Annotated in this window: 9 protein-coding genes and 3 pseudogenes; 6 read left to right on the plus strand and 6 right to left on the minus strand. The window is 69.6% G+C overall.

The features are described from left to right. The first annotated feature begins 74 nt into the window (after nucleotides 1–74). Together PV342_RS21890 and PV342_RS21895 are read left to right on the plus strand one after the other, a co-directional pair. A complete protein-coding gene (locus PV342_RS21890) occupies nucleotides 75–1,991 on the plus strand; it encodes a hypothetical protein (protein WP_500318462.1) in 1,917 nt (638 codons plus the stop codon). A 338-nt stretch (nucleotides 1,992–2,329) separates the two neighbouring features. Continuing rightward, nucleotides 2,330–2,537, plus strand: a pseudogene (locus PV342_RS21895) (hypothetical protein); the annotation flags it as partial. A gap of 215 nt (nucleotides 2,538–2,752) precedes the next feature. Here the strand turns inward: PV342_RS21895 and PV342_RS21900 are convergent. Then, nucleotides 2,753–4,342, minus strand: a complete 1,590-nt coding sequence (locus PV342_RS21900) for an MFS transporter (RefSeq protein ID WP_400804680.1) — start codon at nucleotides 4,340–4,342, stop codon at nucleotides 2,753–2,755. Between the two features lie 1,033 nt (nucleotides 4,343–5,375). After that, complete coding sequence (pdxR, locus tag PV342_RS21905; protein ID WP_500318463.1) at nucleotides 5,376–6,944, minus strand: MocR-like pyridoxine biosynthesis transcription factor PdxR; 1,569 nt, start codon at nucleotides 6,942–6,944, stop codon at nucleotides 5,376–5,378. Between the two features lie 21 nt (nucleotides 6,945–6,965). On the opposite strand from pdxR, the gene PV342_RS21910 reads away from it, so the two are divergent. Then, a complete protein-coding gene (locus PV342_RS21910; protein ID WP_400804684.1) occupies nucleotides 6,966–7,892 on the plus strand; it encodes an EamA family transporter in 927 nt (308 codons plus the stop codon). A 739-nt stretch (nucleotides 7,893–8,631) separates the two neighbouring features. Next, nucleotides 8,632–9,327 carry an alpha/beta hydrolase gene (locus PV342_RS21915; RefSeq protein WP_400804687.1) on the plus strand — a complete coding sequence of 232 codons (696 nt, stop codon included), beginning with the start codon at nucleotides 8,632–8,634 and terminating at the stop codon, nucleotides 9,325–9,327. A 669-nt stretch (nucleotides 9,328–9,996) separates the two neighbouring features. Here PV342_RS21915 and PV342_RS21920 read toward each other — a convergent pair. From PV342_RS21920 to PV342_RS21935, 4 genes are all read right to left on the minus strand, one after another. Next, nucleotides 9,997–10,605 (minus strand): alkaline shock response membrane anchor protein AmaP, encoded by a 609-nt coding sequence (locus PV342_RS21920; RefSeq protein ID WP_500318464.1) that lies wholly within the window; start codon nucleotides 10,603–10,605, stop codon nucleotides 9,997–9,999. Between the two features lie 19 nt (nucleotides 10,606–10,624). Next, nucleotides 10,625–11,125, minus strand: coding sequence for a DUF6286 domain-containing protein (locus PV342_RS21925; RefSeq protein ID WP_500318465.1), 501 nt, complete (start codon nucleotides 11,123–11,125; stop codon nucleotides 10,625–10,627). A 611-nt stretch (nucleotides 11,126–11,736) separates the two neighbouring features. Further along, the gene (locus tag PV342_RS21930) at nucleotides 11,737–11,928 is read right to left on the minus strand and encodes a hypothetical protein (protein WP_026251212.1); all 192 of its coding nucleotides are present in this window, start codon (nucleotides 11,926–11,928) and stop codon (nucleotides 11,737–11,739) included. Between the two features lie 83 nt (nucleotides 11,929–12,011). Next, nucleotides 12,012–12,500, minus strand: coding sequence for an Asp23/Gls24 family envelope stress response protein (locus tag PV342_RS21935; RefSeq protein WP_500318466.1), 489 nt, complete (start codon nucleotides 12,498–12,500; stop codon nucleotides 12,012–12,014). 200 nt (nucleotides 12,501–12,700) lie between these two features. Between PV342_RS21935 and PV342_RS21940 the strand changes: the two are divergent. Both PV342_RS21940 and PV342_RS21945 read left to right on the plus strand, forming a co-directional pair. Beyond that, nucleotides 12,701–13,131: pseudogene (locus PV342_RS21940) on the plus strand (RNA polymerase sigma factor); the annotation flags it as partial. A 517-nt stretch (nucleotides 13,132–13,648) separates the two neighbouring features. Beyond that, a pseudogene (locus PV342_RS21945) lies at nucleotides 13,649–13,856 on the plus strand (aldehyde dehydrogenase family protein); the annotation flags it as partial. Nucleotides 13,857–13,926 lie beyond the last annotated feature (70 nt).

A 13,926-nucleotide genomic window follows, 5' to 3' on the forward strand; every position in this document is an offset into this window, starting at 1 on the left:
CGTGCCCTGCAAGGCACTGCACTCCCGTGCTTGTTGGCCTTGTCCGGCCGTGTCTCGGTGAGGATCATGACCGTGTGCAGCGCAAAGTCGAACTCCACGGACTACTCGCGCGCGCCGGACTGACGGTGGTCGAGGACGTGCGCCCGGGCCGCCTGTTCCCGCCGGAGGCGGGCTGGCGGATCGCGCGGGGGGTCGCGGCGCCGGACGCAGCGGCCCGCGATGCACTCGATGCCTCGTGGTGGCGTCGTGTGTGTGATGTCGACGGTGAGTTCCTGGTGGCGGTCCGCAGGTACCGGATCGGCGGCAACGACTCCTGGTGGACCCGTGTCCGGCATGCGGGGAGCGGTGTGCCGGAGTTGACCGGCGACCCCGGATTCGTGGCACTCTCCCTCGACGGGCAGGTGCTGCTGGCGGAGGTGCCCGGCGAGGACGGGCCTTCGGTGACTGCCATGGACCGGCTGCCGGAGCGGCTGGAGGAGGTCGCCGTGGCCGCCGGGCTCGAGACGGAGGCCGAGCGCGCCGAGGTGTGGGCGGAGGTGCCCGGCCGACGTGCGTGGCCTTTCCACTGGGCGGAGGGATTGGGGTCCAATCCGGCGGCGACGGACGAGTTGCTGATCCGGCTGCTGGACGTGGAGGAGGGCTTCCTGCACGGATGCGACCGGCCCGCCGTCCTCGACGCCGCCGTGGCGCACCCCGATCCGCAGGTGCGGGCAAGGCCCGCCGACACCTTCCGGCCCAAGCTCACGTCCGATCAGTGGGTACGCCTGATCCGCGCCGAGGCGTCGCCGGATCGACGCGTGATGTGGGCGGAGCGCGCCTGCTTCCGGGGCGCCGAACTTCCCGACGACCTGTACGACGACCTCCTCGCCGGCCCGTCCCGCGCGCAAGCCGCCGAACTCCCCAGGCTCCCCGCACGGCACCTTTCCGGCCTCACAGCCGACGCCGATCCCCGCGTGCGGGCGGCGGCCTGCGCCCGGTGGGAAGACCTCACCGAACCGCAGCGGAAGCTGCTGCTGGCCGACACCGACCACGCGGTGCGCACGGCTGCGCTGCTCGCCCACCACACGGGCGTACCCATGCCACGCGAGGTTTTCGCCGCCCTGCCCGACCCGCGGCAGGCGCTCGAACGGTGCCGTCTCGCGCCCGAGCTGGAGGCGGAGCTGGTCCGGGACGAGGACGCGGACGTACGCCGGGCGCTGGCCGCCAACCCGGGCCTGGGCGCTCACGGCGTCGCCCTGCTGGCAAAGGACCCACAGGACGACATCCGCTCTGCGGTGGCGGTGCGCGCCGACCTCACCGAGGAGCAACGTGCTGCGATACGCCACGACTTCGACCCGACGTCGATGTCGCACACCCTGTCCTGGGTCGAAGACCTGCACGGTGACGCCGACGCAATGCGTGATCTCGCCGCGTCGTCGCACCCGTTGGTCCGCCGGAGTGTGGCTCGAGCCCGGCGCCTCCCGCCGAATGTCGTGGCGCGCCTGGCGCGGGACGAGGACCGGGTGGTGCGCCTGTTTCTCGCCGAATCGTGCGAGGACGCGCCGGCGGACATGCTGCTGGAGGTGTGGAGCTGGTGGGATGGCAGCTTCAGCCACCCCGGTCGGCCCCGCAGCCACCCCAACTTTCCCCGTACGGGCCTGCTGCGCTGTATCGACGACCCGAGCGGGCGGATGCGCCGCCTGGCCCTGGACGATCCGGAGTCGACACCGGTCGATGTCGCGCGCCTGGCCCGGGATCCCGAAGCCGAGGTGCGCCGCCGCGCGGCGTGCGATCCCCGGCTGTCACCGGCCGACGTGGTGCGGCTGCTGAACGACCCGGACGTCCACGTCCGCGGCTCGGCGGTGCGCAATCCGCGGCTGCCGGCCCGTGTCCTGGCCAGTTTGCTGCACGACCGCGACACGGCGAGCTCAGCGGTCGCCAACCCGGCGATCCCGGTCCCTGTCCTGCACCGCATTCTGGCCGCGGCCGCGGCCGCGGCAGCACCACGCTGAACGCCGATGATGCTTCGTTCGTGATCCGTTACGCGGGTGGGGTTTCTCGTTCGGTGAGGCGCGCGGTGAGGAACGCCCGCTCGGCCTCGTTGCGGGTCCGCTCCCGTGCCTGCCGGTACGCGGCCGACACCTCGTCCGTACGGCCGAGGCCGACGCGCTCCTCACCCCCCGCGGAGCGGGCTGAGCGCGCCGAGGCCGCCAGAGCCGTGCTGAATGCGTGGACTGGCTACGCCCCTCACTTCCGCAGGGCAGGACGACCTGGACGCCGAACGGGACAGACGCCTGACCCGGGTCACCGGCCGGCGAATCAGTGCGTGCGCGTGGTGGACGACGCCGCCATGGGCGCCGCGGCTGCGGCAACCTGCTCGCTTCCCGCCTGATCCACTGTGTCCACTGTCCACGCTGAGGCTGGCTGGCACCTGTACGCACCCGCCTGAGCCCTGGTGGAAGCCGGCCGCGCCCCGTCCCGGCACCGCCGAACACATTGCGGCCCTGACCGGCATCACCGTCGTCGAACTCGACCTGCCTGCAGCCCTGACTCTCGCCCACGCGCCCTCAGCGCCGCCGACGTTGCTGCCGTCCTTGCGGTCAGGTGTCGGCACACAGCGGCGGTACTGCGCCGACGGCTGGGTCCGGTGCCGCGGCAGGGTGAAGCAGGGCCAGTCGTGCGGGATCGTCCAACGACATGAGGCCCTGGTCGACTATCGAGCGGTCGTGGTCAGGACGGGGCTCTTGTCGTGACCCGTCATGGATCGAAGCCGTCAGCTGGGCGAGGGCTTACGGAGCCGGTCTGTCGGCAGGTGCCGGGTGGACGGGAAACTGGCGAGCGCGATGCCGGCGGTGGCGAGGACGGCGGCTTTGAGGCTGCCGAGCTGTGCCTCGGCGTATTCGGTCACGAGGGCGTCGGTCTCGGGCTTGGCCAGGCCTGTGCGCTCTGCTGCGGCTCGTACCTGGTCGGTGCCGACGAAGCTGACGCCCGCCTCGATGGTGATGCCGACCTGTTGACGTGCTGCGCTGGAGATCTGCGGGTTGTCTTCGATCCGGGTCGTGAACACGTGCACCAGTGCCCCGATGAGAAGCGAGCCGATGAGGGCGGTCCCCAGGGAGGACCCCAGGTTTTGAGCGGTGTACTGGAGACCGCCGACCTCGCTGCGTTCCGATTCGCCGACGCTGGATTGGACGACGTTGCCGAGCTGGGAGGCGAGCAGGCCCATACCCGTGCCCAGCAGGGCCATTGCCCATGCGAAGGAAAGGTCGTTGAGGGACGGAGTGATCACGGCCAACAGCCAGAGAATCGCCGCGATGAGAATCAGCAGGGCTGTACGGACCACCGTGCGGGGTGAGGCGAACCGGCCCAGCAGGGGGCCGCTCATGGAGACCACGAGCATGCTGATCGACACCGGTAGCAGCCGCAGCCCGGTCTCGAAGGCACTGAGACCCTGCACGATCTGGAGGTACAGAGGGATGACGAAGAACAGGCCCAGCAAGATGAGGTTCTGACTGAGCAACGCGGCAAGACCGGCCCGTAGGGCGGGAAGGCCGAACAGCGAGAACCGTACGAGGGGCTCACGATTATGGGCCTCCTGCCGTCGCTCCCACGACCGGAACAACCACAGCACGACGGCCCCTGCAGCGATGACGAAGACGGTGAGGGAGAAGCCGAAGACGGTCACTGGGGAGTTGCGGGGCCGCAGCCAGCCCCAGTTGCTGCTTTGCAGAACACCCAGCACCACCAGGGCCAGGCCGAGGGCGGACAGCACGGCCCCGACCTTGTCGAGACGCGGTCGGGAGCCGCGATGGGGCTGTTCCTCGATCCAGCGCATGCCCAAGAGGATGGCCACCACCAGCACGACCTCGGCGGCAAAGACCAGACGCCAGGTCAGGTAGGTGGTGACCCAGCCACCGACCAGCGGCCCGACTGCGATGCCGGCTCCGGCCAGGCCGCCGACGACCCCGTAGGCGACGGCCCGGTCCCGGCCCTGGTAGGTTCCGGCCACGAGGGCGGCAAGCGCCGGGAGGACCAGCGCCGCGCCGATTCCCTCGATCACGGACCAGCCGACGGTGAGCACCCACAGGACCGGGGCGACAGCGGTGAGGGCGGAGCCCGTGGCGTACACGATCAGTCCGATGCCGAACACCTTGCGGCGTCCGAGCATGTCCCCGAGTTTCCCACCCGTGATCATGAGCGCTGCCATGACCAGGGTGTAGAGGGTGATGACGGCCTGGATCGAGGTGACCTCGGTGTCGAAGTCCTTGACCAACTGGCTGATCGAGACGTTCATGACCGAGGTGTCGAGAACCATCAGGAACTGGGCGGTACCGAGGATGATCAGAGCCCGCCATCGCCTCACCGCTTGCACCTCCAGAGCTTCCGGTGTGCGTCACGCCTTTGCACACGACCTCAGATCACCATAGAGCAGGCATATCCTCGATTTCGGTACATCCTTGCTGAAAGCGGGCTGTATCATCGGACCGCCTTCAGTCGCAGAGTTTGCTCCCGAACAGCCGGTGCTCAGCGCAGGGTCTTCTCCTTGGCGCGCTGAGATTCCCCATCTGAGGTAGCCCCTCGGGCTTGATCTCCGAGAGCCTCGCAAATTTGTCGGTCATGCTCACCGATGAGGGCCAATGCTCCCGACAGGGCCCGAGAGCATGCCCGAGCCCAGATCGCGCTAGCCCAGGAACGCGCGTTCCCTACGCCTCTGACCAGCAGGTATGCCTCATGCGCCACCACTGCTGCACGCCTCGCTGTACGCGGGGGTAGCCGACGTCAGCCACGACCCGCCGCGCATCGGGTCTTCCCATCGAACGGCACTCGCCTCGGGCCATCTCCGGGCGAAGCCGAGCAATTTGAGCGACCCCTGCCACGGCCTCGGACATCATGACTGCAGACCACCCTGAGGCATCGCCAAGGCCGAAGCGACCTGGTGCTTCCCCCAGTACATCGGCCGGTGCCGCTGCCGGTGTCCTCGCCCCGGCGCCGGGATCCCGCACCCCGTAACAAACCAACCACCATTCTTCCTTCAGTTCACACGACCGCTTACCTGCGGTCTGTACGGCGCCGGGACGAATGGGGAGCATGAACAGGCATGCCGGGCAGCGGGGGAGTGGTATCCAGCTGCGCCGACTGCGGGACCGCCTGATCTTCCAGGGCGCCGGTGACCGGAACAGTGAGCTACGCCGATGAAGATGTTGCGGCGGCCGAGGGCAGCGGAGCAGTGCTCAATATCCGTGGATGGGCCTGATGGGAGGGGGCGTGGCATCTGCGTTGTCCATCGACTCCGTACCGAAACCGACGGGTACGGGGCTGAAAGGTTGACGCCGGTTATGCAGGTTCGCCGCGCCAGGGGGCCTGCTGATCGTCCTGATCCTTGAGTTGCACAGGCGTCAGGAACGGAGCCCGCTCAGGGCGGCACCAATGGTGGCGATGCCCTGCTCGATGTCGTGAGCGGGTCCCGCCGCGTAGCCGAGTACCAGGCCGGGCGGCCCGGGGCCGATGCGGTGCCAGGAGAGCGGATGTACCTTCACCCCTCGGTCGAGGGCCGCCGCGGCGAGGGCGCCGTCGTACAGGCCGGGGTCGTAGGCGCCGTCGGGCGGGTGGCCGAAGGTGACCATGAGGTGCAGGCCGGCGGCTGCCCCGTGCACCTGGGCACCAGGAAGGTGCTCCTCGATGGCCTTCAGCATCACGTCCCGGCGCCGGCGGTGACGCCCCCGGACATGGCGCAGATGCCGCTCCAGCTCGCCGGAGTCCATCAGCCGGGCGAGGACCAGTTGAGTGATGGCGCCGTTGCCCAGGTCGGCGTACCGCTTGGCCGTTACGACGGCGTCCAGCCGGTCCGGCGGTACGAGGAGCCATCCGATGCGGAGTGCGGGCGCGAGCAGTTTGGAGACGCTGCCCGCGTAGCAGACACCTTCGGGCATCAACGAGCGCAGCGCCGGCACCGGCGGCCGGTCGTAGCGGTGCTCGGCGTCGTAGTCGTCCTCGATCACCACCCCGCCCTCGGCGGCCCAGCCCAGCAGCTCTCGGCGGCGTTCCCCGTCGAGGACGACACCGGTCGGGAACTGGTGGGCCGGTGTCAGCAGCACCGCCTGGGTGCCACTGGCACGCAGCGCACCGACGTCGAGGCCACCGGCGTCCACACGGATGGGCACGATCGAGTGGCCTCCGTACTCCAACTGCTGGCGTGCCCCGAGGGATCCGGGGTCCTCAACGGCGACACGGCGGATGCCGTCCGCCAGGAGAAGCCGCCCGAGCAGGCTCAGAGCCTGTGCCACACCCGCGACCACCACGACCTCGTCGGGGTCGGCGCGGATGCCACGGTTGCGCGCCAGCCAGCCCGCGATCGCTCGGCGCAGGGCGGGCGCGCCCCTGGGATCGCCGTAGCCGAAGTCGGCCGGGGCAGCGTCCGCGAGGATGGCACGCTGGGCGCGCAGCCACCCGGCGCGCGGGAAGGCGGCGAGGTCGGGGACGCCCGGTGACAGGTCGATCCGGCAGGGCATGGCCCGTAGCACGTCGACGACGCCATCGCGGTCGCCCGGATTGAAGATCGCGGCCCCGGTTCCGGGTGCGGTCCCCGGCATGTCGTGTGCGCGTCCGTGCGGAGCGGCGGGAGCCGCCGCGACCACCGTCCCGAGCCGGCCGCGACCGGCGATCTGTCCCGACTCGGCGAGCCGCCGGTAGGCCTCCGTGACCACGCCCCTGGTGACGTGCAGCTCCTCCGCCAGGACCCGGCTGGGGGGCAGTCTCGCTCCGACATGCAGCCGACCGTCGGCGATGGCGGACCGCAGCTGGTCCGTGAGCCAGGCGGTGCGCCCGCCTGCGGGTGCCTGGCCGATCTCCAGCTGCAGGAAGTCCGAGCCCGGTGACGTTCCGCGGTCCGGCACCTTGTCCGCCGGATCCTCCGTGTCTTTGGACCCCTCCACCGACGCATTCGTGGACCTGTCCATGACGTCCATTGTGCGGGCAGCGTGAGCGGTATGCACACACCCTCGGCTTCCCTCGCCCAACTCGTACCCGGCATGCTCGGAATGGCGCTGGTCGGCAGCAGCGTCACCGTTTCTCGCACCCTCGTGGACGCCCCGCTGTTCACCCCGCAGGCGGTTCGCTATGCGATCGCCACGGTGATCCTGCTGGTCGTCGTCCGGCTCGTCGGCACACGGCTGGTGTGGCCGCGAGGACGGGAGTGGCTGTGGCTCGCCGGGATCGCTGTCACCGGTCTGCTGCTGTTCAACGTGGCCGTGATCCGGGGCGTCGAGCATGCCGAGCCCGCGGCGGTCGCCGTCGCGGTCGCGTGCGTACCAGTGGTCCTCGCGGTGGTGGGCCCGGCGCTGGAACGGCGGCGGCCCGGCCGGCGGCTCCTGTTGGCGGCCCCGGTGGTCGTGACCGGAGCGGTACTGGTGGAGGGAACGGGTCGCACCGACGCCGTCGGGGTGGCTTGGGCGGCACTGGCCCTGGCCTGCGAGGCCGCCTTCACCCTTCTCGCGGTACCGGTCCTGCGGCGGCACTCCCCGTGGGGGGTGTCCGTGCACGCGATGTGGATGGCCGCTGCACTCCTGGCCGTTCTCGCCGTGGCCTCCGAAGGCCCCTCGGCGGTGGCGGAGTTGTCCGGTATCGAGTGGGCCGCCATCGGCTATCTGGCGCTCATGGTGACGGCGGTCGCCTTCGTCCTGTGGTATTCGACGGTCCGCGCCGTCGGATCGGGGCGGGCCGGACTGCTCTCCGGCATCGCGCCTCTTGCCGCGGCGGCCGTCGGCAGCATCTTCGGTAGCGGCATGCCCAGCCCGTCGGTATGGCTGGGAATCACCGTGCTGATCCTCGGGTTGGTGCTGGGTCTGCGCCCGCATCACATCCCTGCCGCGGAGGTCGTACGAGCGGACCCGCCCACCTCCGTACGCTCCAGGTAGCGGCTGAGAACAGCCTGGGGGAGCGCCTTGCGGACATCACGCTCGTCAAAGGAGAACGCCTACGGCCACCGTGGCGGGTCTTGTCGGGGTACGCGGGCGGTGTGCTGCCGCGGGAGCGCAGGGCTCGTTCGGTAGCGCGTGTCGTCGCCGCTGACGTTCACGTCTGCTCATCCGACCAGGGCGGCCGCAGGTGTCCCGGTGCGGTACGCGAATCGCGTCGATGACTTGCCGGCGGCCTTGGATGCGTACAGGGCCTGTTCGACCTGGTCGGTGAAGCGCGCCGCGAGCGATGTGATGATCTGGAGGGATGGTTTGGAAGGGCAGCCAGTCGGAGCCGCGCCGCTGGCCTGGCGCCTGCGGGCCACCTTCGGCCGTGGGGCTCACGCTGGTCCGTGCTCGCGCGAAGTCGGCCGAGCCCACAGGATCTGGGACGCCGGTGGGCAGCGGAGGGGGGATCAGTAGGTGCTCATGACGAACTCTTCGCTGATGGGTGCACGGGCTTCACAGCTCTTAGATCACGTAGGTAATCACATATGGCCGCCCGGTAGGCAACCTGATCAGTGCGAGGCGGCAACCTCCAAGGCGTGCCCATCGAGGCTGCCGATGCCCCTGGCGATGGGCGGTCGGCTGGGCCATATAGATTATTGGTGATATCTATCACGTGGACGATGCGATACCCGGACCTACATGATGAGCCTGCACACCGTGCCCGAAACACACCCTGTCCTATGAGGTTCGAATGACCCTGCCGTCGCTGTTGCTGGTGCCCGGAGCGTGGCACAAACCCGAGCATCTGCAACTCCTCGTCGATGACCTGCCCGACATCGATGTCCACACCGTGGCACTCACCTCGAGCGGCGACGATCCCGAGGCACTGGGCGACATGTACTCCGACGCGGCCGCCATCAAGGGCGCGGTCGAGGCGATCGACGGACCCGTGGTCGTCGTCGCGCACTCTTACGGCGGCATCCCCGCCACCCAGGCGCTTGTCGAGACGCCCAATGCCAAGAGAATCGTCTACCTTGCCGCGTTCCAGCTCGACGCCGGAGACTCCCTGCTGTCGAGCGTGGGCGGCGACCCCGCTCCCTGGTGGGAGTTCCACCGACAGGAGGGCGTCGGCGACTTCCTGACCGTGGCAGGCCCGGTCGACGTCTTCTACGGCGACGTGGACAGGAGCGTCGCCGAGAAGGCGGCAGCAGCTTTGGGTTACCAGTCCTACGCCGCCACAACCCAGAAACTGACCGCAGTCGCCTGGCAGACGATTCCGAGCACCTACATCGTCTGCGAAGCGGACAAGGCCATCCCGCCCTTCGCCCAAGAACTCTTCGCGAAGCGCGCCGACAGGACGCTGAGGCTGGACAGTTCGCACTCGCCCTTCCTGTCCCAGCCCTCCGCACTGGCTCAGCTCATCAGGCGCGAACTCAGCCTGCCATGAGCCGGTCGGAGCGTGAGCCCGGCCGCCCGTACCGCCCGCCAGCCGTGTCCACCGCGGCCGGCGGACCCCGACCGCTTCCCTACCGCTCCGCGCAGTTCACCACGATTCCTGTGGCGATCGGACCGCTCGACGGCCGTCGAGGCTGCACCGTCTGACCCGGAACGACCCCCCACACGACAGCCGGCGAAGGAGAAGCAGGTGTCCCCGCACCACCGGGAGCGGGAACCATTTCACCCACCGCAACAGGCCGGACCACCCGGTCGGCGCTGACCCCCGTCCACGCGGTCACGCCGCTTCCCGGTCCCTGCCCGCCTTCCGGCCGGGCAGGAGGCCGTCACGGCATAGCCCGGCCCCACAGATCCAGGCGCGTACCGTCCTGGGCACCTGCCGGTGGTCCCGCCACCGGCCACAACGCCTGTTGCTGACCGGCAGGAAAGGCCGCAGCCGTTCCCATTCCGCGTCACTCGGATCGCCCCGCCCCAGGTCCACATCAATGACCCGGACACCAAGTAGTCACACGATCGACAGGACAACTCCCAGGCCGCGTTCGGTCCGCTCCTCATTTCAGTCGGGGAGAGGCGTCGGCGGGCGCGCCGCAACACGTCGGTGTGGCCTGAGGGGAGCGGGCCGCGTTGCCAGCCGGCGATCACTGCGCCCTGATGAGGGCGCCTATTCGACGCGACGCGCTTTGTGCTTAGCGACGCCGAAGCGTGCCCGGGTGGGCAGGTCGGTCAGTCCGGTGCAGTCGCGTGCTTGCGCCACGGGTCCGTGACAGAGCGCCTGTAGGACAGGGGCTGGCGCGCCGTGTTCTGTGAGAGTGAGCGCCACATCGAGTCGCGGGTGCGCCGGGCGTCCGGTCATATGGGCGCCGGCGCGGGCGACGCCAGGCAAGGCACGCGCTTCGTCGGCGACGGCGTTGCTGAGGGCGCTGCCCCGAAGTTCAACACCATCAGGCGGAGGCGCGCCGCCCAGATGCACGGATCCTGGGCGGTGACGACGCAGTTGGGTGAGCAGCCACAGGAGAGCCAAGGCGGTTGCCAGGGTGAGGGCGGCGATGACGGCTGGCCACCACCACCAGCCTTGGTCGCTCCAGCGGATCCGGTCTGCGTTGCTGAGTAGTACGTCGTTGTGGGTGGTCAATGGCCATCCGGCGGGCGGATCGACGTGCAGCAGGCGGTAGAAGTCGATGCCGGCGGTGAAGATCAGCAGCCCGCCGCCCAGCAGGACCAGGCCGGTGATGGCCAGAAGGAGGCGGTTGAGTATGGATCGGCTGTTCATGGCGGGTTCCCGAGCCGGGTCAACGGACGCGTTCTCGCACGCGTATGGCTACTCGTGGGGCATGTGCAAGGGCGAGTTGGCGGCACTGGTCGTGAACGGCCTCGTTGAGGTCGTCGCGGACGGTCGATGGGTCACGGAAGCGGACGTCAGCGAAGACGACGACGCGGTGGCGCCCCACTCGGACCCTCGCTCGGCCGACGCCGGGGACCCGCATCGCTGCGTCACGCACCAACAGTTCGGCCGCCCGGCGGTCCAGCCAGGCTCGCAGTCCGGTACTGCCGTCAGGTGCTCGCAGCGGCAGCAACCGGCGCAGGCCGGGGGTGAGGGCGAGGAAGAGCAACCACAGGCCGACGGCGGCGGCGACAGCGGAGCCGACCAGCATCCACAGGTCGTCGACCGGGCGGCTGGCCATCTCGTTGGCGAGACGGGTGCGCCATGCTCCGGCGCGGTGCCCGGCTCGCACCGCGATCACGTCGTACAGCATCAGCCCGAAGCCGCACAGTGCCACCAGCGCCACCACCGCGGCTGGGATGCGGCGTGCCGACCACAGGCGCGGCGACCTGGCCCCCTGCCTGCCTTGTTCCGACGGCCTCGGCCCGCGAGTGGGGGAGCGGGGCCGGCCTGTTCCGGCAGCTCTCTGGGGGTCGGGTGGCCGTTCTTGGGTACCGGGCGGTGCAAGGTCGGATGGGCGGGTCATCGGGATTCCTTGGTCGGTGCGTGAGTCGCGAAGGTCACTGAAGGCGGACCGGTCCGCCGGTGGTGGCCAGGCGCCGGATGCTCAGGGTGACGTCTCGGACCTCTAGACCGGTCAGTCGTGTCACCCGGTCGGCGACCTCGCGCTGTAGCTGCCGACAGGTGTCGGCGATGTCAGCGGGGTAGGGGAGGTCCACCGTGAGCGCCAGCTGCGCTCTCCCGCCGTGCGTGGTCGCTCGAGCCCCCGGTGCGGCCAGACGCTGCGCGGGTCGATGCGTCGATGCAGCGTCGTGCTCGCGACGCGAGCGGCGATGCGGGCCACGACCCGCTCAGGGACCACCGTCGTGCCTCGCTCGGCAGGCGCCACAGCCCCGGCGGCGTCGTGCGCATGCCCACCGGAAGGACGGTCGGGTGAGCCGGCGGCATTTGTGTTGGCGCTCACCGTTGCCGCCGAGCGGACGAGTCCTGCTGCTTCCGGGTGAAGACGTCGACGTCGCCCTGCAGAACGAGACCGACGCCCAAACCCACTGCACCTAGGACGGCCACCAGGAGGAAAGCCCAAAATCCGCCGAAGAAGCCGGCGAAGCCCAAGGCCACTCCGGCTGCCAAGCCCACTATCGCTGCATTCATGACTCACTCACCTGTCCCGGACCGGCGTGCGCCGTCCGCCTCGGGCGCGCTTGGTGCCCCAGGGGAAGGTCCACTGACGGAGGTCATCGGACTCGGCCTTGGGCCGGCCCGGTCTCGTCTTCCTCGTTCGGTAGGTTCACGTCGTCGACGACGAGGTTCACCTCGACGACCTCGAGACCGGTCATGCGTTCCACGGCGGAAATGACGCTGATACGGACCTCTGCTGCCACTTCGGGAATGGCATAGCCGTAGTCGACGACGACATCAAGGTCCAGTGCGGCCTGGCTCTCGCCCACCTCGCACTTCACTCCGCGGCTGACGCTTGCGGTTCCGCCGCCGGGGACGCGTTCGCGCACTGCACCCATGGCGCGAGCCATGCCCGCACCGAGGTTGTAAATTCCGGGTACCTCGCGGGCGGCGGTTCCCGCGATTTTGGCCACGACGCTGTCGGCAATGGTGGTCTTGCCCCGCGTTTCGGGGGAGGTGTCCGGGCCGGTCGGCCCCTTCAGCGTCGTTCCGGTTCCGGTGGAGCTGTTCTGTCCGGTGAGGGGCCGGTCTGCGGTGTCTGTCATGGCAGTCGCCTCGATCAGTCGCTGCGGGTACCGGTACGGCGCCCGTCACTAATTTGGACACACCCCGAGGGCGAAGTGTCATGAATATCAACAAATCGGCATCACGCAGCCGAAGCCGGGCACGTGTAACACCGCAGGGAGGAGGTGCGGTCATGACGCCCAGCGCCGACCCTTTCCCGCGCCGAGCGGCCGGGTCCGTGATGACGCCAAGCCCCGTTTTCCCGGCCTTGGCCGGCGACCTGCCGTCCGCACCGGATGATCTTTTGGCAACCCGCGCTGGCGAAGGGGACGAGGAAGCCTTCGCGATTCTGGTGCGGCGCCACAGCCGTCCTCTGCTCGCTCTGGCCTTCCACACACTGGGTGACCTGCAGGACGCCGAGGACGCCGTCCAGGACGCATTCATCAGCGCCTGGCGGCGCCTGCCTGAATTCCGTCACGGCTCTGCGTTCAAGACCTGGATGTACCGCATCACCGTGAACCGCTGCCTGAACTCATTGCGCCCCCGACCAAGCCCGGTACCGTTGAACTCGGTGGCCGAACGCGCCGCCCCGGCATTCGAAGCTCGCCGGCCCGGGCAGCCGAGCAGGACGCACTCACGGACGCCCTGATAGGTGCGCTTGGCGCGCTGCAACTCGGAGCGCGCGCTAGGACGGCGGGAGGCCACCTCATGACGGGGTGCAACCCGGCAGACATTCGCCAGAGTGCCGCGAAGGCCGCCCTTGACGTCAACGGGGTACTTGGGCTGCAGCCCACTCTCGCAAGCCGTCTCGCCCGAGCCGCTTCATGCCACGTCCCGGAAACGGCGGACGACGGGGTCGCTTCGCCGCTGTCGGGCATCCGGGTTGCACGTGACCCAGACGGCTCCCGTTGGCAGGTGGAGATACGCTGCATCCTCACCGAGGGTCATCGAGCTGTGGACGTCGCGCGCACGGTCCATGATCGAACCCGATCATCGCTCATTCCCCTCGTCACGGCGCACCGGGGGGAAGACCTCACCGTGACCGTCACCATTACTCGGATCGCACGCACATCCGTGTGACCTGGTGCCGGGTCTGAGCCTGAGCCTCAGACTGAGCCCGTTGACGTTGCTGTCGCGTGATGCGCGCGAGACCAGCCAGGTCGGGCGCGACCACCGCATCAGCGCGATCGTCCACGGCCTCGACGCCGCCGTCACCGGCGACGAGGAACGCGCGATGACCATCGCCCGGCGCTGCGGGACGGCCAGGTCGACGTCAACGGCGGGCCCCGTAACTTCCAGGCACCGTTCGGCGGCGACAAGCAGTCCGGCAACGGCCGGGAAATGGGCCACGGGCCGGTCTTGAGGAGTTTTTGGAGACCAAGGCGATCACCCGCTGACCGGGTGGCCAAGGGCGCCGCGGAAGGCGGCGTGCGTCCGCGGCCCCGGTGGCCCCCCGGGACGACCGAC

It is taken from the genome of Streptomyces sp. PA03-3a (assembly GCF_033792735.1).
Lineage (GTDB): Bacteria > Actinomycetota > Actinomycetes > Streptomycetales > Streptomycetaceae > Actinacidiphila.

Coding starts and splice junctions, on each gene's coding strand:
- PV342_RS21920 (WP_500318464.1), bottom strand. CDS start 10,605: ATGAACAGCCGATCCATACTCAACCGCCTCCTTCTGGCCATCACCGGC.
- PV342_RS21910 (WP_400804684.1), top strand. CDS start 6,966: ATGCACACACCCTCGGCTTCCCTCGCCCAACTCGTACCCGGCATGCTC.
- PV342_RS21915 (WP_400804687.1), top strand. CDS start 8,632: ATGACCCTGCCGTCGCTGTTGCTGGTGCCCGGAGCGTGGCACAAACCC.
- pdxR (WP_500318463.1), bottom strand. CDS start 6,944: ATGGACGTCATGGACAGGTCCACGAATGCGTCGGTGGAGGGGTCCAAA.
- PV342_RS21930 (WP_026251212.1), bottom strand. CDS start 11,928: ATGAATGCAGCGATAGTGGGCTTGGCAGCCGGAGTGGCCTTGGGCTTC.
- PV342_RS21935 (WP_500318466.1), bottom strand. CDS start 12,500: ATGACAGACACCGCAGACCGGCCCCTCACCGGACAGAACAGCTCCACC.